21 protein-coding genes are annotated in these 19,913 nt (G+C 64.2%); 7 read left to right on the top strand and 14 right to left on the bottom strand.

Annotated features, from left to right (window positions below):
- Positions 1-22 precede the first annotated feature (22 nt).
- From Q1W70_RS09305 to Q1W70_RS09320, 4 genes are read left to right on the top strand one after another with little or no spacing between them, the layout of a single operon-like run.
- Positions 23-268 carry an acyl carrier protein gene (locus tag Q1W70_RS09305; protein WP_166592228.1) on the top strand — a complete coding sequence of 82 codons (246 nt, stop codon included), beginning with the start codon at positions 23-25 and terminating at the stop codon, positions 266-268.
- A 35-nt stretch (positions 269-303) separates the two neighbouring features.
- Complete coding sequence (locus Q1W70_RS09310; protein ID WP_166592229.1) at positions 304-1,776, top strand: AMP-binding protein; 1,473 nt, start codon at positions 304-306, stop codon at positions 1,774-1,776.
- Positions 1,773-2,438 (top strand): alginate O-acetyltransferase AlgF, encoded by a 666-nt coding sequence (locus tag Q1W70_RS09315; protein ID WP_182343020.1) that lies wholly within the window; start codon positions 1,773-1,775, stop codon positions 2,436-2,438. Before Q1W70_RS09310 ends, Q1W70_RS09315 begins: the two co-directional genes overlap by 4 nt.
- 8 nt (positions 2,439-2,446) lie before the next feature.
- Positions 2,447-3,574: an acyl-CoA dehydrogenase family protein gene (locus Q1W70_RS09320; RefSeq protein ID WP_302098791.1), complete on the top strand. Its 1,128-nt coding sequence runs from the start codon at positions 2,447-2,449 to the stop codon at positions 3,572-3,574.
- An 18-nt stretch (positions 3,575-3,592) separates the two neighbouring features.
- Here the strand turns inward: Q1W70_RS09320 and Q1W70_RS09325 are convergent, their stop codons facing one another.
- Positions 3,593-4,597, bottom strand: coding sequence for a DUF4434 domain-containing protein (locus tag Q1W70_RS09325; protein ID WP_182343015.1), 1,005 nt, complete (start codon positions 4,595-4,597; stop codon positions 3,593-3,595).
- A gap of 222 nt (positions 4,598-4,819) precedes the next feature.
- Here Q1W70_RS09325 and Q1W70_RS09330 point away from each other — a divergent pair, with 222 nt between their 5' ends.
- Positions 4,820-5,392 carry a transglycosylase SLT domain-containing protein gene (locus Q1W70_RS09330; RefSeq protein ID WP_166592233.1) on the top strand — a complete coding sequence of 191 codons (573 nt, stop codon included), beginning with the start codon at positions 4,820-4,822 and terminating at the stop codon, positions 5,390-5,392.
- A 3-nt stretch (positions 5,393-5,395) separates the two neighbouring features.
- Here Q1W70_RS09330 and Q1W70_RS09335 read toward each other — a convergent pair whose 3' ends face one another.
- The 10 genes from Q1W70_RS09335 to Q1W70_RS09380 all read right to left on the bottom strand — a co-directional run bounded on the left by Q1W70_RS09335 (position 5,396) and on the right by Q1W70_RS09380 (position 14,228).
- Positions 5,396-5,572 carry a hypothetical protein gene (locus tag Q1W70_RS09335; protein ID WP_182343013.1) on the bottom strand — a complete coding sequence of 59 codons (177 nt, stop codon included), beginning with the start codon at positions 5,570-5,572 and terminating at the stop codon, positions 5,396-5,398.
- A gap of 152 nt (positions 5,573-5,724) precedes the next feature.
- On the bottom strand, positions 5,725-7,236 hold the full coding sequence (locus tag Q1W70_RS09340) for a YdgA family protein (RefSeq protein ID WP_166592235.1): 1,512 nt from the start codon (positions 7,234-7,236) through the stop codon (positions 5,725-5,727).
- 197 nt (positions 7,237-7,433) lie between these two features.
- Complete coding sequence (locus tag Q1W70_RS09345) at positions 7,434-8,069, bottom strand: NADH:ubiquinone oxidoreductase subunit N (protein WP_166592236.1); 636 nt, start codon at positions 8,067-8,069, stop codon at positions 7,434-7,436.
- A gap of 83 nt (positions 8,070-8,152) precedes the next feature.
- The gene (locus Q1W70_RS09350) at positions 8,153-9,601 is read right to left on the bottom strand and encodes an efflux transporter outer membrane subunit (RefSeq protein ID WP_166592237.1); all 1,449 of its coding nucleotides are present in this window, start codon (positions 9,599-9,601) and stop codon (positions 8,153-8,155) included.
- Positions 9,598-10,488, bottom strand: coding sequence for an efflux RND transporter periplasmic adaptor subunit (locus tag Q1W70_RS09355; protein WP_166592238.1), 891 nt, complete (start codon positions 10,486-10,488; stop codon positions 9,598-9,600). The genes Q1W70_RS09350 and Q1W70_RS09355 overlap by 4 nt, the downstream gene beginning before the upstream one ends.
- Positions 10,485-10,694, bottom strand: a complete 210-nt coding sequence (locus tag Q1W70_RS09360) for a DUF1656 domain-containing protein (RefSeq protein WP_093426042.1) — start codon at positions 10,692-10,694, stop codon at positions 10,485-10,487. The genes Q1W70_RS09355 and Q1W70_RS09360 overlap by 4 nt, the downstream gene beginning before the upstream one ends.
- Entirely contained in the window at positions 10,691-12,772 is a 2,082-nt protein-coding gene (locus tag Q1W70_RS09365; RefSeq protein ID WP_182343009.1) for an FUSC family protein, read from the bottom strand. The genes Q1W70_RS09360 and Q1W70_RS09365 overlap by 4 nt, the downstream gene beginning before the upstream one ends.
- Positions 12,769-13,197 carry a MarR family winged helix-turn-helix transcriptional regulator gene (locus tag Q1W70_RS09370; protein WP_166592253.1) on the bottom strand — a complete coding sequence of 143 codons (429 nt, stop codon included), beginning with the start codon at positions 13,195-13,197 and terminating at the stop codon, positions 12,769-12,771. The genes Q1W70_RS09365 and Q1W70_RS09370 overlap by 4 nt, the downstream gene beginning before the upstream one ends.
- 300 nt (positions 13,198-13,497) lie before the next feature.
- Positions 13,498-13,743 (bottom strand): DUF2789 domain-containing protein, encoded by a 246-nt coding sequence (locus Q1W70_RS09375; protein WP_166592241.1) that lies wholly within the window; start codon positions 13,741-13,743, stop codon positions 13,498-13,500.
- 23 nt (positions 13,744-13,766) lie between these two features.
- The gene (locus tag Q1W70_RS09380; RefSeq protein WP_166592242.1) at positions 13,767-14,228 is read right to left on the bottom strand and encodes an aminoacyl-tRNA deacylase; all 462 of its coding nucleotides are present in this window, start codon (positions 14,226-14,228) and stop codon (positions 13,767-13,769) included.
- Between the two features lie 216 nt (positions 14,229-14,444).
- Here Q1W70_RS09380 and Q1W70_RS09385 point away from each other — a divergent pair, with 216 nt between their 5' ends.
- Both Q1W70_RS09385 and Q1W70_RS09390 read left to right on the top strand, forming a co-directional pair.
- Positions 14,445-14,981 (top strand): NfeD family protein, encoded by a 537-nt coding sequence (locus Q1W70_RS09385; RefSeq protein WP_232534573.1) that lies wholly within the window; start codon positions 14,445-14,447, stop codon positions 14,979-14,981.
- A gap of 2 nt (positions 14,982-14,983) precedes the next feature.
- Entirely contained in the window at positions 14,984-15,742 is a 759-nt protein-coding gene (locus Q1W70_RS09390; RefSeq protein ID WP_159993048.1) for a slipin family protein, read from the top strand.
- A 17-nt stretch (positions 15,743-15,759) separates the two neighbouring features.
- On the opposite strand, the gene Q1W70_RS09395 is transcribed toward Q1W70_RS09390, so the two are convergent.
- Genes Q1W70_RS09395 through Q1W70_RS09405 form a run of 3 tightly spaced genes read right to left on the bottom strand, consistent with a single transcriptional unit; the run spans position 15,760 to position 19,866 of the window.
- Positions 15,760-17,235 carry an efflux transporter outer membrane subunit gene (locus tag Q1W70_RS09395; protein ID WP_166592243.1) on the bottom strand — a complete coding sequence of 492 codons (1,476 nt, stop codon included), beginning with the start codon at positions 17,233-17,235 and terminating at the stop codon, positions 15,760-15,762.
- Complete coding sequence (locus Q1W70_RS09400; RefSeq protein ID WP_166592244.1) at positions 17,232-18,302, bottom strand: HlyD family secretion protein; 1,071 nt, start codon at positions 18,300-18,302, stop codon at positions 17,232-17,234. The genes Q1W70_RS09395 and Q1W70_RS09400 overlap by 4 nt, the downstream gene beginning before the upstream one ends.
- A 25-nt stretch (positions 18,303-18,327) precedes the next feature.
- Positions 18,328-19,866, bottom strand: coding sequence for an MFS transporter (locus Q1W70_RS09405; protein WP_166592245.1), 1,539 nt, complete (start codon positions 19,864-19,866; stop codon positions 18,328-18,330).
- Positions 19,867-19,913 lie beyond the last annotated feature (47 nt).

Raw genomic sequence — 19,913 nt, forward strand, 5'->3', positions numbered from 1 at the left:
ATGACTAGCGGAGCATGACCTCGTGAGCACACCCAATGCAGCACTCGTAGCCAAACTCGGCGAGATCGTCGCCAACGTTATCCAGACCACTGTTGAGCCGGACGATCTGCTGATCGAGTCCGGCATGGTCGACTCGCTGACGGCCGTGGATATCGTGCTGGCCGTGCAGGCCGCCTTCGGTTGCAAGGTTCCACCGACCGAAATCGAAGAACACCTGGAGTCGGTCAACGCGCTGGCCGCCTTTGTCGAGGACAACCAGAAAGCCTGACGGCCCGCGCCGTCCCTCAATACTCAGGGGGCTGTATGTATTTTGACTTTGATCGATGTGATTTCGCCGAACAGGATCAGGCCACCACGGCGCCCGCGCTGAGCGACGCCCAGCGCCAGATCAGTTGGGCCGGGTTGCTGGCAGCCACCGATGCCTGGCAGGCGCGCGCACTGGCGGCTGGCGTGCTGCCGGGCCACGCGCTGGTGATCAGCGGACACAAGGAGATCGAGTTTGTGGTGGCCATGCTCGGCTGCCTGCGCCTGGGCATCACCTACGTGCCCGTCGACAGCATCAACCCACCTGAGCGCCTGAAGCTGATCACCGAACGGGTCGCCGCCGCCCGGTGCTACAACGCCACCCTCAATCGTTTCGAAGACGGCGCCGCCGTCTGCGCGCCGCTGGCGGAGCCGGGCATCGCCTACATCATGTTCACCTCGGGCAGTACGGGCGAACCCAAGGGCGTACAGATCGGTCGCGACAGCGTCGCACTGTTCGCCAGCTGGATCCGCGACTGCCTGGCACTGGGTCCGCGTCCGGCGTTCATGAACCAGATGCTGTTCAGCTTCGACTTCTCGCTGTTCGACCTGTGTGGCGCCCTGGCCCTGGGTGGCGCCTGCGTCCTCTGCCCACGGGAGACCATTGCCGCGCCCGACGCCTTCGTGCGTTACCTGGCCGATACCGGGGTGCAGGTCTGGGCCTCGACGCCGGCCTTCGTCCGCCAGCAGTTCCTCAATGACGATTTCAACCAGGCCCACCTGCCACAGCTGGGGGTCTTCGTGTTCGGCGCCGAGTCGCTGTCGCCGGCCATGGCCGAGCAGCTCTGGGCGCGCTTTCCCGACGCGCGCATCATCAACTCCTATGGCCCGACCGAAGCGACCTGCTCGACCACCTGGGTGGAAATCAAGCGCCCCCTGGACGGCGCACGCAATCCGCTGTCGATCGGCCGTGCCAAGCCTTATGCCGAGGTGTTCCTCGACGATGGGGAGATCTGCATCGCCGGCGACCACGTCATGCGTGGCTACCTCGGACGACCCGACCTGACCGCCAAGAGCCTGTTCCTGCACAACGGCAAGCGCGCCTATCGCACCGGCGACATTGGCGAAATCGACGAGCAGGGCCTGGTGTACTTCCATGGCCGGCGCGACGACCAGATCAAGCTCAACGGCTACCGCATCGAGCTGGGTGAAATCGATGCCGCGCTGGCCAGCCTGCCTGGCGTCCACGCGGCCGCCACCATTGCCCTGCGCCGTCCCGATGGCAGCCTGGTGCGCATGATCGGCTTCGTCTCCTCCCCCGAGACCCTGGCGCCGGGAGTGATCGGCCCCTTGCCGGAGCAGTTGCACAACTGGAAACAAGCCCTCGGCGAACGCCTGCCGCACTACATGGTGCCCTCGGAGCTGGTGGCCTGCGGACTGTTCCCCACCAACGTGTCCGACAAGGTCGACCGCAAGCGCCTGGAATCCCAATACCGGGAAACGCGCATGAAACCCACCAAGGAGCAACCATGAACCCGCGTGCCCTTACCCTTCGCGCCACCCTGCTGCTGGGCACTTGCCTGGCAGGTCCGGCCATGGCCGAAGGCGTCCTGGCCCAGCTGTACGCCCCCCGTCCTCCCGCGGGCTCGGCCTTTGTCCGGGTGGTCAACCCGAGCGCCGACAGCCTCAAGGTGCAAATCAGCAACGGTACCGTGCAAGCGATCGGCCCAAGCCAATTGGCCAGCAGCTATGCCATCGTCAAGGGCAACGAAACCTTCAGCGTGACCCTCGACGGCAAACCCGCCGGCCAACTGCAAGTGGCGCCGGACAGCTTCAACACCCTGGTGCCGCAAGACGGCAAGTTGCAGGTGCTGGACGACAGCGCCGGCAGCGATGACGCCCTCAAAGCCGAACTGCGCTTCTACAACCTGGCGAGCGATTGCCCCAAAGGCAGCCTGGCCGTGGCTGACGGCGGCCCGGTACTGTTTGCCGATGTCGCCGCCCACAGCACCACCGCGCGAGCCATCAACCCGGTGAGCGCATCACTGAGCGCCGGCTGCGGCAAGGCCACGGCCGAGAAACTGGCGTTGCCACAACTCAAGCCCGGCGATCACTACAGCCTGTTCCTCACCGGCAGCGCCACGGCCCCCGTGCTGCGCGGGCAACTGAGCAGCACCGACCTCTACGCGAAATAGGCCTCCCCATGCGCACGATATTCCGCGAAGACCACCTGCAGTTCCGCGACCAGGTGCAACGCTTCATCGCCGAGCGCATCCTGCCGCGCTACGACCAATGGGAAACCGCCGGGGTGACCCCGCGGGAACTGTGGCGTGATGCTGGCGAGCAAGGCCTGCTCAATTCAGCGCTGCCGGCCCCCTATGGCGCCGACGGTGACTTCGGCCACGCCGTGGTGGTCATCGAGGAACTGGCGCGGGCCAATTGCCTGGGTATCGGCTTCTCGATTCACTCGGACATGGTCTCGCCTTATCTCTGGAATCTCGGCACCCAGGCACAGAAAGACCGCTGGCTACCGGCGATGGCCAGCGGCGAGGTCATCGGCGCGATTGCCATGACCGAGCCCGGCGCCGGCAGCGACGTCAAGGCGATCCGCACCCGCGCGGTACGCGATGGCGAGGACTTTGTGCTCAGCGGGCAGAAGACCTTCATCACCAACGGGGTCAACGCCGGCCTGGTGATCGTCCTGGCCTGCACCGACCCCGAACTGGGCGCCCGCGGCCTGTCGCTGTTCTGTGTCGAAGAAGGCCTGCCCGGTTTCAGCAAGGGCCCGGCCATGCGCAAGATCGGCCAGCACGCCCAGGACACCTGCGAGCTGTTCTTCGATGAAGTGCGGGTGCCGGTGGATTGCCTGCTCGGCGAGCTGAATGCCGGCTTCGAATACATGAGCCACGAACTGTCCCGTGAGCGCCTGGCCATCGCCCTGCGGGCCGCAGCGTCGACCGAGGGCATGCTGGAACAGACCAAGGAATACACCCGGGGTCGCAAGGTGTTCGGCAAGCGCGTCATCGACTACCAGAACAACCGCTTTGTCCTGGCCGATGCCAAGGCACGCCTGACCATGCTGCGGGTATTTCTCGACGACTGCGCGCTGAAGCTGATGGAGGGCAACCTGGACCCGGTGATCGCAGCCATGGCCAAGCTCAATGCCACTGAAATGCAGGGGCAGATTCTCGATGAGTTGCTGCAGTTGTATGGCGGCTATGGCTACAGCGCCGAGTACGGCATTGGCCGCGCCTGGGCCGATGCACGGGCTCTGCGGATCTTCGGTGGCACCAGCGAAATCATGCGCGAGATTATCGGGCGCTCACTCTGAATCCGGATAGCGCCCACCTCAGGAGCGCGCCTTGAGCCACTGCTGGCGCAAGCGTTGCGCCTGAGGGTCGGTGCCGGTCGCCCAGGGGTCGACGGCAAACGCGATGATGCGTTCCGCGCCCGTGGTCTGGGCCCACTCCAGCTGGCGCTGGACCCGAGGGTAGTCCGCAGAGACGGCCTTGAAGTCCGTGCCGTCGTTACGCGCTGACGGCAGTTGCTCGAACAATTCGACAATCACCTCGAACTTCACCCCACGCTGGCGCAGGTACTGCAACAGCGGCTCGATCGCCTTGAGGTTGTTCCAGCCCGCCACGCCCACGCCATCCTGCACCATGGGCCGCAGTTGGGTGCGCGACAGCAGCGATTGCCACAGTTGCACCAGGCTGCCGTCGGTCTGCAGGGTGCTGTAGTAGGTGGAAATGGCCGGGACGCCATGGCCGGCGTTCTGCGACACCCCCGACAAGGCCGTCAGCCATTTGCCCAGCCGCTCCTGGCGGGCGGGTTCGGTCCAGTGGTACTGCTCGATCTCGTAGGGGATGTACCAGCCGGCAAACTGTTCATGGGCGGACCACGGCGCCTCGCGCATGTAGCGACTCGCCCCCTGCAACGACCCGCTGAAGAATGCCGCCTGGGTCGACTGGTCGGTCGCCGACAACGCCTTCCACCAGCCATTGTCGTAAGGCAGGCCGATGCGCACTTTCATTCCGTGCTCGCCGGCGGTGTCCAGCAGGTTCTGCATCACCGGGTCCGGCAGCATCCAGTCCGGCTCGTCCCCGCCCAGCAGCCCGACCCATTGCAGCACCAGCTCAGCGCAGCCCAGCTCAGCCATGGCCGCCATGCGCGTGGCCCACTGATCGCGACTGAGTTCGGCGTGGCTTTTCCAGATCTGCAGGAAAGTGGCGTCCATCTGCGGCTTGCGTGAGCAGCCTGCCAGCGGACCGAGCAAGGCCAACACCGGAGCACACGCCGCCAGCCGCAAAAGCTGCCGCCGACCCTGGCATGGCGGGTTCAATGGATTGGACATTGAGGTCTCATTGACTGGGGCTGTAAATGCACTTGTATGCAGGGGGAGTCATCATAGCGTCTATCAGGCGGTTATGATTGGCCATCGCCAGACTTGCCAAGGGGCCAGGCAATCATCGCGCCTGAACCAGAACATGATGGTGAATCAGACACCTTTCAACCAAGAAGGATTGGCTAAGCGCCAATTGAGTGATTTTTGCACGGACGGTTTTTCGCAGTACTCATGGCCCTGACCTTGCTGGCCGGCTGTTCGACCACGCCGCCGCGGGACCAGGGCAACATTTGCAGCATCTACCGCCAGTACCCCGACTGGTATGAAGACACGCTGAAGATGGAGCAAGCCTGGGGCCTGCCGCCTCATGTGGCGATGGCGATCATCAAGCAGGAAAGCAGCTTCGTGGAGGACGCCCTGCCCCCTCGCGACTATTTCCTGTGGGTGATTCCCTGGGGTCGGGTCAGCTCGGCCTATGGCTATGCCCAGGCGCAGGATCCGGTGTGGGGCGAGTACAAGAGCGCCACCGGCAATGGCGGCTCGCGGGACAATTTTGACGACGCGGTGATGTTTGTTGGCTGGTACGCCGCCGGCACTCAGCGCCAGTTGGGGATTTCCAAGTGGGACACCTACAGCCAGTACCTGGCCTACCATGAGGGGCGCGGCGGGTTCAGCCGCCAGAGCTACCTGCAAAAACCCTGGCTGATGCAGGTGGCGCGCAAGGTCGAGCAGCAGGCGAAAAACTACGGCTGGCAACTCAAGCAATGTCGGTCCGAACTGGAGAACAATCGCGGCTGGTGGTAGGGCTCAAGCCTGGGGATCGGGATCATCGCCAGCGTCCGACTCGCAGGATGACTCGTCGTCATCCTCTTCATCGTCATCCAGCAGAGAGTCCTTGCGGGCTTCAGTAATTGCCCGGCGCATTTCTTCGCCCTTGACCGGGCAATTGAGCAATTGGGCAATGCGGTCGATACGTTGTGTCACAGCTGGCCTCCAACTCGCCAGGATTTGCCTCGATAGTGCGCGCTTTCACTGGTCGACGCCAATCCCTGTGCGCCCCAGTGCCGTAGCAGCGGCAGGCAACCCGGCCCTGGGTCAGTGCAGGCCGGGTGTTTTGCGTTGGCGGTGACGCTGATTTACTGAAGTTCGCCCGTGGCGCCCAGCTTGCTCATGACGAAGGCGACAAACTGTTCGACGGTCATTTTCTGGCCGTTGAACTCCACCTGGTTATTGGCGTAGTGCAGCTTGGACACGATGTTGTCGCCTTCCAGCGTCGCCAGTTGGGTGCCAACCGCCATGCTGCTGAACATATCGCTGGTGGCCAGGGCTTCTTCGGCAATGGCCTTGGCGTCTGTCTGGCCGTCGACCAGGGCCTGCACACTGACCAGGTCCGTGATCATCGGCTTGGAGACCTGCAGGTTGAAGTCCAGCAGGGCAATCAGCTCGCGCACCACTTGGTCGCTCGGCTGGTCCATCGACTTCGGCTTGGTAAGGTCGAGCACCAGGCTGACCTTGCTTTCACCGTTGGCGGTGGTGAACGAGAGATTTTCCAGGGCGATTTGTGGCTGGGCGGCCAGCAGTTTTTCCAGGTCGGCCTTGACCTGGGTTTCCTCGGCTTCGCTCAGTTTCAGCTCCGGCACGGGTTGCCCGGCCTCGGCAGCGGCGGCGGCAGCCTCTTCGTACGGCTGCAGTTTGGTTTGATAGATCTGCACCAGCGACAGCGTCGACGGGATGTCGAGGTTCTTCATGCTCCAGGCCATTTTGGCCGAGCCGAGCGCCTTGTCGTTGAGGGTGATCTCGGCAATCTTGTAGTCGGCACGGCCCGCCGCGTTGCTCCCGGATTCGCTGGTGGCGGTCTTCATTTCCAGTTTCTTCAGGTGCAGCACCGCCTGCTTGTCACCAAAGGTGGTTTTGCTGCTGCTGACCTCGACGGTGTTATCGCCCAGGTAATAGCCGTAGCTGCTTTTGGTCAGGTTGCTGGCCAGGGTCAGGCCGTTGATCTCGACTTTGACCGGCGACTGGTCCTCGGCGACGCTGGTCAGCGTCAGGCTGTCCATGTAGCCGTTGGCCTTGACCTTCTGGGCTTCGGCGCTGGCCGAGACCTCAAGGTTGAGACCGGAAAACTTCAGCGTCGACTGGTCGTCGAGCACCGTGTCGACGGGCGCCAACTCAAGGGTGCCGCTGGCGGCACGGTCGTAGCCAAGGTTGATCACACCCTTGAGCGGCGACACGTCCTTGGTGGCGGCGAACCATTTGGCGGTCAGCGGGGTTTTTTCCAGGGAGTAATGACTGGTGGCCATGACCGGCAGCCATTTCAGCGATACCAGCCGGGAGAATGGCAGCGGGCCGTGTTCGATACGGTCGGTGAACAGCAGTTCTACGCCATCGGCGTGTTCGCCAAACATCTCGCCCTGGCCCTTGAGGCGGTAATGGGCGGTGCTGCTGAACAGCTGGCGATCCAGCGACACCAGTTCCAGGGTCGCGGTGCCGTTGGAGCCAACCATGGCGGCTTGCAACTGCTGGTTGGCGTCGGCGATGGACGTCTGCAATACCCCTTCCAGCTTGGTGCCGGTGTACCACGCGCCACCGGCACTGATTGCACCCATGGCCACTACGATTCCAAGAAGCACACCTGCTGATTTATTCATGAATTACCTGATCATTGTCCGTGGTTGAAAGGGTCGTCTTCCCTGAACCCATGACAGGCCGTGGCGCGACTTCGTTCAAATTGCGCAGCAGATTAGCATTACCGGTCGATGGCAACCCAATGAATAAGGGTTAAAGAGTGTCCAGTGACCACGACAAGGCGCGGCCACGCCCGCCCCGTTGAGGAGCGGTTTGCACCTCAGGAGTATTCCATTTCCATCTCGTCGAGCTGATGATCGAAACTTTTCAGGCGCGCGGTCCAGGTGTACACCAGCACCTCGAAGTCGCGATTGATCACCGTGCCGTCGGGTGAATCGAAACGTGGGTCGCAGACGTCCAGTTGGTAACGCTCACGGGCCATGGCAGTGGCGACGTCAGCCAGTTCCCGGGCGTTGTTCAGCCAATGCCAGCCTTCTCCGGTCACCTGCTGGTCGAGGGCCCGGCATTGCACCTTGAGCGCTTCGAGGCTTTTTTCCAGCGGGGTGCCGGTCAGCTCGCCCATGACTTCCTGGAACGTGCGGCCCGGCTGCCAGTAGCTGCCCCAGAAATACCGGTCGAACACCGTTTCGACCCGGCGCAGCGCCACCTTGGTGTCCCAGATCTGCACCAGGGTCTTGCCTTGTTCGAGTTGTTTTTTCTTGATCCGCTGGCCTTGCAGCGAGGCCCAGGCGACCACCGCGATCGACAGCACGCCGATCATCGCGCTGGCACTGTCGAGAAAGAGCAGCGCCTTGTCGAGCTGGTGAGTCAGCATGACGCCATAAAAGTAGGTTGCAGACAGCAGTACCAGTGCGACGATCGCGCACCAGAAGCCGGGAGCATAAGGGTTTTTCATTATTGGAATCCCCATGACCTGTGCGAGCCTTGATCACCGGACCCGCCCGCGTGGATCCGACATGTCAAAGCATAGCAACGGCCTCAGGGTTTCGTCGGTTTTGCCGCTTGCGTTCGTCCGCTTTCCCAGCCGCCGCCCAGGGCCAGGAACAGATCGATCTGGCTCATGGCAACCTGGGTGTTGGCCAGGGCCACTTGCGCCCGTACGTCGGTGTAGGTGCGGGTGGCTTGCAGGTCGGCGAGGAACGATGCCCGACCGGCCTGGAAGAAGCGGTGTGTCTGGTCGGCCGCCACTTGCGCCGACTGCTCGGCGTCGGCCAGGGCATCGCGGCGCTGCAACAGCGCAGCGTACTGCGTGAGGCCGGTCTGGGTTTCGCGAATGGCATTGAGCACCACGCCGTCGAAGTGCGCCAGTGCCCCCTGGCTCACCGCTTCGGCCTCATGCACCCGTGCCCGGGCACCGTTGGTCGGCACGCTCCAGGTCAGCAACGGGCCGAAGCCCCAGCGATTGGTCTGGGACTCGCCCAGGTGATCGAGGATGCCGACGGTGCCGACGGTCGCCCCGATGCTGATGTCCGGGTACAACTGACCGGTGGCCACGCCAATCTCCGCGGTCGCCGCCGCTAGCCGGCGCTCGGCCTGGCGCACGTCCGGCCGCCGCTTGAGCAGGGTGGCACCGTCGCCCACCGGCAGCAGTTGGGCGATCCTGGGCAGTTCATGGCAACTGGCAGTGCCGGCCGGCAACTGGTCCACCGGCTTGGCCAGCAGCATCGACAGGCGGAACAATCCGGCCTGGCGCGCCGCTTCATAGCGCGGCATTTCCGCGCGCAAGGACTTGAACTGGGTCAACGAGCGGGTGACCTGGGTTTCGTCGCCGCGCCCGGCATCGCGCAGGCGCTGGATCAACTGGGTGCTCTGGCTTTGCAGCTCGAGGGAATGCTCGGCGATCTCGCGCTCTTCGTTGGCCGCGCACACCTGGGTGTAGGCACGCACCACATCGGCGACCACGGTGATGCGCGCCGTATCGGCCGCCGCCTGGGTGGCATCGGCATTGGCCTTGGCCGCTTCGATACCGCGCTGCAAGGTGCCGAACAGATCGAACTGATAGGACGTGGTCAGGGCCACGTCACCGACGTTGGCCACCGGGACTTTTTCCGGCAACAAGAAAGCTTCCCCGGATTCCTGCAAGCGTTGGGCGCCAAGCTTGACCCCGCCACTCCAGCCACCGGCCGATTCGGCCTGCTCGACTTGCGTACGGGCACGGGACAGGTTGGCCGCCGCCACCCGCAAGTCGGTGTTGGAGGCCATGGCCTGTTGCACCAACTGATCCAGGCGCGGGTCCCGGTACAGGCGCCACCAATCCGCCGGTACGGGCGCCGACACCACGTTGTGAGCGTCTATCGGCAGCTCGCCCTGCAAGTCCGCACGCTGCACCGCCGCGTCCTTGGGCACCTGGTAATCCGGGCCAACCACCTGGCAGGCCGACAGCAGCAGGCCCAGGCCCACCGTGACCAATCCGCCAGCCGCCTTCATTGGGCCGGCTCCTGGGCGGGCTGGTCGGCGATGATCGACACGGTGGCGGTACGCCCGGCGATCATGCGGAAGTCCTCTGGCACCTCGTCAAAGGCAATGCGCACGGGAATCCGCTGGGCCAGCCGCACCCAGCTGAACGCAGGGTTGACGTTGGGCAGCAGGTTGGCGCCGCTGCTGCGGTCGCGGTCCTCGATCCCGGCGACGATGCTTTCGACGTGCCCACGCAGGCGCGCGTTGTCACCGATCACCCGGATGTCGACGCGCTGGCCAACATGAATGCCACCCAACTTGGTCTCTTCAAAATAACCGTCGATGTGGAACGAGTTGCCGTCGACCACCGACAACACCGGGCGCCCGGCCGTGACGAACTCCTGCACCCGTGGCGCGCGGTCGTTGACGTAACCGTCGACGGGGCTGCGGATCACCGAGCGGTCGAGATTGAGCTGGGCACTGTCCACCGCAACCTGGGCCTCCATCAGCGCCACCTCGGCACGGGCCACGCGCGACTGGCTTTCTTCCAGCTGCTCAGCCGGCACCAGGTTGCCCAGGCCGCGGTTGCGCTTGGCTTCGCGCTGGGCCTGGGCCAGGGTTTCCTGACGGTCGGCAACAGCCGCCTTGGCCTGGCGCAGCGCCAGCTTGAAGCGGTCCGGATCAATGGCGAACAACACCTGGCCGCGCTTGACCGGCTGGTTGTCGCGCACGTCGACCTGCTGGATCAGCCCGGAAACGTCCGGGGCGATCTGCACGATGTCGGCGCGAATGTGGCCGTCACGGGTCCATGGGGCAAACATGTAGTACGCCACCATGCGCCACACCACGAACGCGGCCAGCGTCACGATCAGCAGGGTCAACACCACACGGCCGAGGGTCAAAAAAGGTTTTTTCATGTCATCAGGTATCGACTGAGTGAATCCACGGCGCCGAGCAGCAAGGCGTACAGACCCACGTTGAACAACGCCCGGTGCCAGACCAGGCGATAAAAGTGCAGGCGCGTCAGCACCCCGTGCACCAGCAGGTACAACACATAGGTAATGCCCATCAGCACCAGCAGGGTGGGCAGGAATACCCCGCTGACGTCCAGGTCACCGATCATAGAGGCGCTCCATCAATGCCATGGGGTAGCGGTTCTTCCTGCTCGCCCGCGCCGAGGAATTCCACGCCCGGCAGCAGCGCCAGGCGCAAGCCACTGAGGGCATGCAACAGGTTCAGGCGGGTGTCATCGTCGCCTTGCAGGCCCTGGCCATTGAGCGCGCGCCGGGCGCGGTCCATGGTCATCTGCAACGAGGCGGGCGCCGGCAAGCGTTCGCCGGCCTTCAGGCACGCCTTGAAGTACTCGCCGACCTCGGCCACCACCTGGCGCAACAGCACATTGGGCACTCCCAGCACCCGTGGCGCGTAGGCCAGGATGTCCAGCAGGTTGAGCCCCACCCGCACTTCGCGCAGGGCGATGCCGGTGTCCTGGCCGGTGATGGCCAGGCGTGGCAGGTGCTGCATCAGGCGGTCGAGCATTTGCACCCCCAGCTTGCGGCTTTCGGCCAGGTTGGCCGGCTCCGTCATGCCGACGATGTCGTGCCAACTGAAGCGGGTCAGGCGCTTGGCCGCCAGCTCCGAACCGAATGGCCGCGCCACCAGGGTCCAGACAAAGGCAAACAACAAGCCGATGGGGCCGGCCAGGTTGGAGTTGACGAAGCTCAGGAAGTCCGCGTCGTAGGCGCCTTGCAGGCTGATGAACGACGAGGTGTTGACGATGGTCAGCAGCATGCCCAGGTAAAACGCCGGCTGCACCGTCAGGGTACCGACGACGATGTAGGGCACGGCGAACGCCAGCACCAGCATCGGGAAGTCATGCAGGTTGGGCAGGATCAGGAACAGGTAGAGGCTGGCGAACACCACTGACAATGCGGTCCAGAAAAAGAACCGGTAGATCTGTGGCGCCGGGTCGTCCATCGCCGCAAAGAAGCTGCACGCCACCGCCGCGAGGATCACCGCGCTGCCGCCGTCGGACCAGCCCAGCGCAATCCACAGCACCGAGGCCACGATGATCGCCAGCACGGTGGAGGTCGCCGAGTACAGCATCAGCCCCCGGTCGAGGAAGGGCGTCAGGCGACCGAGACGCCAATGCCGGTACACCGCCCGCCAGTTGTCCTGGTTGTCGGTGTGAATCGCGTATTGCAGGCTGCGCAGGTCCTGCCACAGGTCGATCCACTCGCCCAGGCGGTACAGCGCATTGGAAAACAGCAGTTGCTTGCGATCATCCAGGGCTTCGGCGTTGGGTTGCAGGGCCTGCAGTTGCGCGCGCAAGGCCTCCCAGCGCTCGACCGAGGCATCGCTGTATTGGAGCCATTGCAGGGATGCGGTGAGGATCGGGGTAAACCGCTCGACCCACTCCGGGGTACGTCGCTGCAAGGCGTACAGCGCATCGTCCAGGGCATCGATCACCGGCAGCAGGTGGATCATTCGCCCGCGCAATTCCTTGATGTTGCGCACGGTTTGCGGCCGGGCCCCTTCGTGGGGCAGTTGGCCGATCATCAGCTCCAGGGAATTGAAGGTGGCCACCATCGAAGCCTGCAGCGCGCTGATTTCCCCAGGCTCGACCTCACGACTGAGGAAGCGCTGGCTGTAGGTCACGGCGCTACCGAACCACTTGCTCACCGCGTCATCGAACACCGGGGCCAGGCGCCGGGGCCAGAACAGACTGCCCACCACCGCCGCGCAGACAATGCCGAGAAAGATTTCCTCGGTACGTGCCTCTGCCACATCCCACACCGCCAGCGGGTTATCCACCACCGGCAGGGCGATCAGCGGCAAGGTGTAACCGGCGAGCATCAGCGCGTAGCTGTTGGCGGTACGCAGGTGCATGGAGAGGAACAACAGGGTGCCGGTCCACAACGCAATGACCACCACCAGCACATAGGGGCTCTGCACAAACATCGGCACGAACAGCAAGGCCGCCGCCGCGCCGGTAAAGGTACCGATGGCACGGTACAGGGCCTTGGAACTGGTAGGCCCGACAAACGGGCTGGAAACGATGTAGACCGTGGCCATCGCCCAGTACGGCCGAGGCATCTGCATGAGCATGGCGATGTACAGCGCAATCATCGACGCCGAGAACGTCCGCACCCCGTAGAACCAGTCGCGAGCTGGCGGCATGCCAGAAAAAAATCCGCTCAAGATGGGCTCACCGCGGCCTGCTCGGCGGTCTCGAACGCGCGAATCACCCGCAGCGCCGCTTCCAGGTCCGCCGGATCGATCCCCTGGAGCACCTCGCGGCGCAGGCGCACCAACTCCACCTCCACTGCCTGCACCAGTTCGCGACCGGCATCGGTCAGGCTCAGGCATTTGGCGCGCCGGTCATAGGCATCTTCGGTCCGGCAGACATACCCGGCATGGCACAACTGATCGAGCAGGCGCACCAGCGAAGGACTCTCCATCCCCGCGGCCTGGGCCACGGTCACCTGGCGCACGCCCTCACCCAGGCGCCCGATCATCAGCAACGGGACTGCACAGGCTTCGGAGATACCAAAATTGACCAGCGTGGTCTGGCAGATTTTTCGCCAATGCCGCGCGGCCACCACCATGGCACTGCTGATGTTCATTTGAAGGGCGTCGAGGGTCTGGGGCACGGGAGCATTCGCACACTGTTAGTTTGCTAACTATCAATATCGCACCGGAAGGGAAATCCAGTCAAGTTTTGAAACAATTTGCTGATCGGCAGCGAATTCACTCGTCCGGCGCCCCCCTCACCCTCACCTTTGCGTTCGCCTGTAGCAGCTGCCGAGCCCGCGAGGCGGCGTCCGAGGACAACGTCCTCGCGAGCCCTCAAACCTCGCTTTGTTTGTAGCTACACCTTAGTCGACTTCTGCGACGGCTTCGCGGGCTCGGCAGCTGCTACAGGGCTATACCCCGCGGCCTTTGCGCAACAGCACATTCAACTGGTCAACCACTTCTGCCCAGTCGGCGTCCTCGCGAATTTCTTCGCGCAGGAACTGCGCCTGGCTTTTGCTCCAGAAAAACGCGTCGGCCAGGTGCAGTTCGGGCTTGAGCGGGGAATGGGTGGCGATGAATTTGTCGATGCTCTCGGCGTCATGCGCCAGGCCAAGTTGCTTGAACAGGTTGGGCAGGCTGTGGGTCGGTGCTTCCATGGGGACTCTCCTGGTGAAAGGGGTTAATGGCTCAGTTCGCAGATTTGCGCATGGGGCACCATTTTCAGGTACTGCTCCATGCTCATGTGCAGCAGGTTGTTGTGGTTGCCGGCTTCAACGTAGATCTCTTTCTGGCGAGTCAACAAAGGGTCGATGACCATGTCCAGGCCGTAGGATTCGCCCAGGGCCGGCACGGCGCCGCGCTCACAATCGTTGAACAGGTGAGCCAGGGTACTTTCGCGGGTCACCTGCCATTCGCCGCTGCCACGCACTTTGCTCAGGTCCAGGTGGCGGCTGGCCGGCAATACCGCCATCAGATAGTGCCCATGGTGGTCGTCGAGGATCACTGACTTGGCCACGCGCTCGGCCGGAATCCCCGAGACCCGGGCGGTTTCCAGGCTGCTGGCCGAATGCGGGTGAGCCACCACGTCAAATTCACAGCGCGCCTCTTCCAGGCTGCGCTGTACGGTTCTTGCCATACGCATGATGCACCTCGGTGTCCGCAGCCCAGGCTGGCGGACCATGGTTAAACCTTCTGCTGTCACCTCAAAGTCTAGGTCGGCTACCAGGTGGCGAAGGAAAATCTGCCCACTGGAACAGTCGACCTGCACTGATCAAATTTCGTTCAACCCCAAGCTCAACTAGACTGTAGACAGGGCCTGAGTGTGGCTCACGAGCGGACGACTCTCCCGGAGGGTCAAGTGAACATCGGTGGCGCGTGTGCGGTTGTGCTGTTGTCGGGTGTGAGCGCTTCAGTGTTCGCGGCGGACACGGTCATGCTGCTGGCGACCAACCCGTTCGCGGTCTGGCTGATGATGTTCGGCATCGCCTTTCTGGTGGCCGAAGCCCTGCTGCCCAATTACGGTGTGATCGGCCTGGGCGGCATCCTGATGTTCGTCATCGGCGCGGTGATGCTGGGCAACAACGATGTGCCGACGCCACTGCTCGTCGGCCTGGCACTGGTCAGCGCCCTGCTATTGCTTACCTTGCTGATCCACGCCCTGAAAACCCGTCCGCGGCACACGATCAGCGGCGATACCGAACTGTTTGGCAGCATCACCCAGGTGCTTGCCCTGCAGCCCGGCAGCGTCTACCACGGCTGGGTCCATCTGCAGGGCGAGCGCTGGCAGGTGCGCAGCACGACGCCGCTGCAACCGGGGCAGCGGGTACAGGTGGTGGCGCGCAAGGGGCTGATGCTGGAAGTGGCCGCGACTGACGCCGCGCCGCAGGGAGAATGACCATGGGCCTGCAACTGGGTTTTGCCGCGCTGCTGGTGCTACTGATTGCATTGGCGGGGTCGACTTTTCGCATCCTGCGTGAATACGAACGCGGGGTAGTGTTCCAGCTGGGACGCTTCTGGCAGGTCAAGGGGCCGGGGCTGATCCTGCTGATTCCGGTGGTGCAGCAGATGGTCCGCGTGGACCTGCGCACCGTGGTGCTCGATGTGCCCGCGCAAGATGTGATCACCCGGGACAACGTCTCGGTGAAGGTCAACGCGGTCCTGTACTTTCGTGTGCTCGACCCACAGAAAGCCATCATCCAGGTCGAAGACTTCCTCATGGCCACCAGCCAACTGGCCCAGACCACCTTGCGCGCGGTGCTGGGCAAGCATGAGCTGGACGAGTTGCTGGCCGAGCGCGAGCGCTTGAACGTCGACATCCAGCAGGTACTGGACGCGCAAACCGATGCCTGGGGCATCAAGGTGGCCAATGTCGAGATCAAGCACGTCGACCTCAACGAATCGATGATCCGCGCCATCGCCAAGCAGGCCGAAGCCGAGCGGGAGCGCCGGGCCAAGGTGATCCACGCCGAAGGCGAACTGCAGGCCTCGGAAAAACTCATGCAGGCCGCCGAAATGCTCGGCCGCCAGCCGGGTGCCATGCAGTTGCGCTACATGCAGACCCTGAGTTCGATTGCCGGGGACAAGAGTTCGACCATTGTTTTCCCGCTGCCGATCGAGTTGCTCAAGGGCATGGCGGATTTGTCTTCAAGAGGCTGAGGGCAACCCGCGTGCACTCAACCACGCCCCTGTGCGGCAGCCTCGACCTGCGCCAGCGGATACACCGACTGCCAACCACCCCCCAGCGCCTTGTACAGGCCGACCATGGCCAGTGACACGCTGGTGGCGCTGTCCACCAGTTGTTCCTGGGTCGCCAGCAACTCGCCTTGCACGGTCAGGACGTTGACGAAGTCCACCACCCCTTCGACGTACTGCTGTTGGGCGGTGCGCAGGGCGATCTGGTTCTGCCGTACCGCTTCGGCGAGGCTGTCGCGGCGCAGTTGGCTGGCGTTGTAGCGGGTCAGCTGATCGTCGATTTCATGCCAGGCACGCAGCACGGTTTGCTGGTAGGCCAGCGCCGCTTCCTGTTGTTGTGCCTCGCGCAACTCAAGCATGCCGCGCAGGCGACCGCCATCGAACAGCGGCACGCTGAACTGCGGCCCGATGCCAAACTGGCGTGAGCCCCAGGAGCCAAAATCACTCAATTGCATGGCCTGGGAGCCGAAGTTGCCGGACAGGGTGATGCGTGGGTAAAAATCGCCCTTGGCCACGCCGATGCTGGCCGTGGCGGCGTGCAGGCGGGCCTCGGCCTGGCGGATGTCGGGGCGCCGCTCGGCCAGTTGCGACGGCAAGCCGATCGCCACCTGACGCGGCGTCTGCGGCACCGGGCCGTCCTGCGCCAACTCGGCCTGCAGCGCCTGCGGCCGCTCGCCCAGCAACAGGCTCAAGGCGTTGATCAGTTGCGCCTGGCGCTGCCGCAACGCCGGCAGGCGCGCCTCGATGGCGGCCACCTGGGCGGCCGCTTCGGCGACGTCCAGGTCGGTGGCCACGCCGTCGGCCAGGCGCAGTTGCGACAACTTCAAGCTATGCCGGGCCACCTCAAGGTTTTGCTCGGTGACCGCGCGGGTGCTCTGCACGCCACGCAACTGGATGTAGTCCTGGGCGGTTTGCGCCAGCACCGAGAGCAGCACGCCACGGCGATCGTTTTGCGCCACTTCCAGGGTGGCGTCGGCGGCTTCGGTCTGCCGCCGCACGCGGCCCCAGAAGTCCAGCTCCCAGGAGGCGGAGAACCCCGCCTCCCACAAACTGAACGCTGAATTACCGTTGCGCCCGGACGGATCGCTCAGTCCTTCGCCGCTGTTGCGTTTACGGGCATAACTGCCCGTGGCAGCGGTGCTGGGGTACTGCTCGGCCGTGACCACCTGCCGTACCGCCAGGCTTTGTTGCAGGCGACTGCTGGCCAGTTGCAGGTCGAGGTTGTCGGTCAACGCGCGGCGGCTGAGGGCGGACAGTTGCGGGTCCGCAAACACCTCCCACCAGCGCTCATCCATTTGCGTGCTGACGGCCTCGCTGGCCGCCGCCTTTTGCGCTTTCGACCACTGCTCGACCTGGGGGGCCTTCGGCCGGACAAAGTCCGGGCCCAGGGTACAAGCGCTCAATGCCAGCAGGCCCAGGGCGAGCAACAGGTGTCTGTGGGGAGTGCCACGGCTCATCGCTGCGTCACCTCGCGCACGCTGCTCTGTGAGTGGGTGGTGTCAATGCTGGCTTCCACCGACATGCCGACACGCAACCGCTGGGCCAGGGGCTGGCCCGGGTCGAGGATGATTTTCACCGGAATGCGCTGCACCACCTTGGTGAAGTTGCCGGTGGCGTTGTCCGGCTTGACGGCGGCAAAGGTCACCCCGGTGGCCGGGGCAATGCTCTGGACCCGGCCGGTCAGGACTTCGCCGCCCAGGCTGTCGACGCGCACCACCACGTCCTGCCCCGGTTGCACATCGGTCAGTTGGGTTTCCTGGAAGTTGCCCAGCACATAGGCCTGCGCCAGCGGCACCACGGCGAGGATCTTGCTGCCCGGGGTGACGTAGGCACCAACCCGCACCGCACGCTCGCCGACCATGCCGTCCACGGGGGCGACGATGCGCGTATAGGAGAGCTGGAAGCTGGCCACTTCCAGGGCCGCCTGCGCCCGCTTGAGCCCGCCTTCGGCGGCGTCGCGCTGGGCCGTGAGGATCTCCACCTGCTTGCGTTCCGCCGCCAGCACCGCCGTGGCATTGGCCAAACGGGCGCCGGCCTGGTCGATCCGAGTGCGCGCCTGCTGGGCGTTCTGCACCGTGCCGGCGCCGACACCCGCCAGGTGGTTGTAGCGGTTCAGTTCATGCTCGGCGAAGGCCTGCTCCGCCTTGGCGGCCACCACCGTGGCCTGGGCCTGGGCGATCACCGACGCCTGGCGTTCGAGGGTCGCCCGGGCGTTTTGCAGTTGCGCCCTGGCCACCAGCGTATCGGCATCGGCGGCTTGCGCGGCGGCGCGAAAGTCGCGGTCATCGATCAACGCGAGCAATTGCCCGGCCTGGACCCGCTGGTTGTCCTCGACCAGCACCTCCTTGATGAATCCGGCCACGCGCGGCGCCACCAGGGTGAAGTCGGCACTGACAAACGCGTCGTTGGTGCTCTGCTGCGGCTTCTTGCCGAATACTTCGGGGGCCAGCAGGTAGACCAGTACGCCCACCGCCAACACGGCAGCGGTGGCACCGGTGAGTTTTTGCTTGCTAGAGATCGTCATAAAAACCTTCTGTTTCAGTCAGCATTCAAGTCGGCGCGCGCGGCGGATACATCCGCGTCGGCAGCCAGAAAATCAGCAGGATCAGCGCCAGCGCGATCCCGGCCATGCACAGGTACAAGTCCGAGGAAGTCAGCACCACGGCCTGCTGGTGCAGACGTCGCGCAAGGTCTGCGCTATCGCCACTGACCAGCGGCGAGTTGCCGAGGCTGTCGACCAGCATCGTCGAGTGGAAATGCAGGCGCACCGTGGTCAGGGTTTCCAGCAAGCCGGTGGCGAGCACCGCCGAGAGGCCCTTGACCGTGTTGAACCAGGCCGAGGCGTACGGCCCTTCCAGCGGACTGATGCTGCCGGTTGCGAGCATCAGCAACGGCAGCACCGACATCGGCTGGCCGAAAATCTGCAGCAGTTGCAGCACGTAGAAGTCGTCGCGAATCCATACCGAGGTCAGGTGCGAGCCGCCGATGCACGACAGCGCCAGCATGCTCAGGCCGATCCCCAGCACCCAGCGGCAATCGACCCAGCGCAGGTTGCACAGGGCAGCGACCAAGGGCAGCGCGATGAGCTGCGGGGCGGCCATCAGCAGCATGATCGGCGCGGTCTGGATCGGCCGATAACCCTGCACCTGCGCCAGGTAGCTGGAAGGAATGATGATCACCGCCAGCAACACCACCAGCACCCCGGCCAGGGTCATCAAGGCGAAGCTAAGGTTGCGGATACCGAGCATCTGCAACTTGAAAAACGGCACCGGCTGCGACCATTCGTTGCACAGGAACAGCACCAACAACAGCAGGCCGCCGCCCAGCAGCCAACAGATCAGGCTCGACTCGAACCAGTCCAGGCGATTGCCCTGCAGGATGCCGATCACCAGCATGCAGATCGCCGGAAAACCCAACAGCAGGCCACGCCAGTTGAACTGCTTGAAGCGCTCCAGGCGCAGCGGGTCCTGTGGCAGACCGTAGGCCACCGCCGCCATTGCCAGCAGGCTCGGCACGATGATCTGCCAGAAGGTCCAGTGCCAGCTCACATACTCGGTCCACAGGCCCGCCAGCGGCGTGCCCAGGCCAGGGCCGAAGGTGGCCGTCAGGGCGTAACCGGCCAGGCCGTAGAGTTTGACGTTGGCCGGCAGGAACCGCAGGGCGACGGTCATCAACATCGGCGGCAGGGCACCACCGGCCAGGCCTTGCACGGTGCGCAGCACCAGCAGGCTTTCATAAGTGGGCGCGAAGGGGGTCAGCAACCCCAACAGGGTGAACAGGCCAATGGCACACAAGGTGAAGCGGCGCAGCGAGAAAGTCACCGAGCACCAGGGGGCGAATGCCATCGCCGCCACGGAGGTCGCGGCGTAACAGGCGACGAGCCAGGTGCCCTCGTCGTAACCGATCGCCATGGCGCCCCGGATATCGGCCAGGGCGACCTTGGTCACCATTTCATTCAGGCCCGAGACCAGCACGGCCAGCAACACGCCGACCAGGCCGATGATGATGCGTGGCCCGAACGTCGGCGGCGCCGCGACCTTGGGGGTGCTGGCCGCCTCGAGCGGGGCAGGGACAGCGAGGGAAGTCATGGCAGGAACAGCTCCGGATAACAGAAACACCGGAGCAGTTTAGAAAC

The organism is Pseudomonas kielensis (assembly GCF_030505375.1).
GTDB lineage: Bacteria > Pseudomonadota > Gammaproteobacteria > Pseudomonadales > Pseudomonadaceae > Aquipseudomonas > Aquipseudomonas kielensis.

Excerpts from the sequence above, each read along its gene's own strand:
- Q1W70_RS09370 (WP_166592253.1), bottom strand. The coding sequence starts at position 13,197 with ATGAACATCAGCAGTGCCATGGTGGTGGCCGCGCGGCATTGGCGAAAA.
- Q1W70_RS09395 (WP_166592243.1), bottom strand. The coding sequence starts at position 17,235 with ATGAGCCGTGGCACTCCCCACAGACACCTGTTGCTCGCCCTGGGCCTG.
- Q1W70_RS09405 (WP_166592245.1), bottom strand. The coding sequence starts at position 19,866 with ATGACTTCCCTCGCTGTCCCTGCCCCGCTCGAGGCGGCCAGCACCCCC.
- Q1W70_RS09340 (WP_166592235.1), bottom strand. The coding sequence starts at position 7,236 with ATGAATAAATCAGCAGGTGTGCTTCTTGGAATCGTAGTGGCCATGGGT.
- Q1W70_RS09350 (WP_166592237.1), bottom strand. The coding sequence starts at position 9,601 with ATGAAGGCGGCTGGCGGATTGGTCACGGTGGGCCTGGGCCTGCTGCTG.
- Q1W70_RS09320 (WP_302098791.1), top strand. The coding sequence starts at position 2,447 with ATGCGCACGATATTCCGCGAAGACCACCTGCAGTTCCGCGACCAGGTG.
- Q1W70_RS09375 (WP_166592241.1), bottom strand. The coding sequence starts at position 13,743 with ATGGAAGCACCGACCCACAGCCTGCCCAACCTGTTCAAGCAACTTGGC.
- Q1W70_RS09315 (WP_182343020.1), top strand. The coding sequence starts at position 1,773 with ATGAACCCGCGTGCCCTTACCCTTCGCGCCACCCTGCTGCTGGGCACT.
- Q1W70_RS09360 (WP_093426042.1), bottom strand. The coding sequence starts at position 10,694 with ATGATCGGTGACCTGGACGTCAGCGGGGTATTCCTGCCCACCCTGCTG.
- Q1W70_RS09310 (WP_166592229.1), top strand. The coding sequence starts at position 304 with ATGTATTTTGACTTTGATCGATGTGATTTCGCCGAACAGGATCAGGCC.
- Q1W70_RS09330 (WP_166592233.1), top strand. The coding sequence starts at position 4,820 with ATGGCCCTGACCTTGCTGGCCGGCTGTTCGACCACGCCGCCGCGGGAC.
- Q1W70_RS09380 (WP_166592242.1), bottom strand. The coding sequence starts at position 14,228 with ATGCGTATGGCAAGAACCGTACAGCGCAGCCTGGAAGAGGCGCGCTGT.
- Q1W70_RS09345 (WP_166592236.1), bottom strand. The coding sequence starts at position 8,069 with ATGAAAAACCCTTATGCTCCCGGCTTCTGGTGCGCGATCGTCGCACTG.
- Q1W70_RS09390 (WP_159993048.1), top strand. The coding sequence starts at position 14,984 with ATGGGCCTGCAACTGGGTTTTGCCGCGCTGCTGGTGCTACTGATTGCA.
- Q1W70_RS09400 (WP_166592244.1), bottom strand. The coding sequence starts at position 18,302 with ATGACGATCTCTAGCAAGCAAAAACTCACCGGTGCCACCGCTGCCGTG.
- Q1W70_RS09355 (WP_166592238.1), bottom strand. The coding sequence starts at position 10,488 with ATGAAAAAACCTTTTTTGACCCTCGGCCGTGTGGTGTTGACCCTGCTG.
- Q1W70_RS09325 (WP_182343015.1), bottom strand. The coding sequence starts at position 4,597 with ATGTCCAATCCATTGAACCCGCCATGCCAGGGTCGGCGGCAGCTTTTG.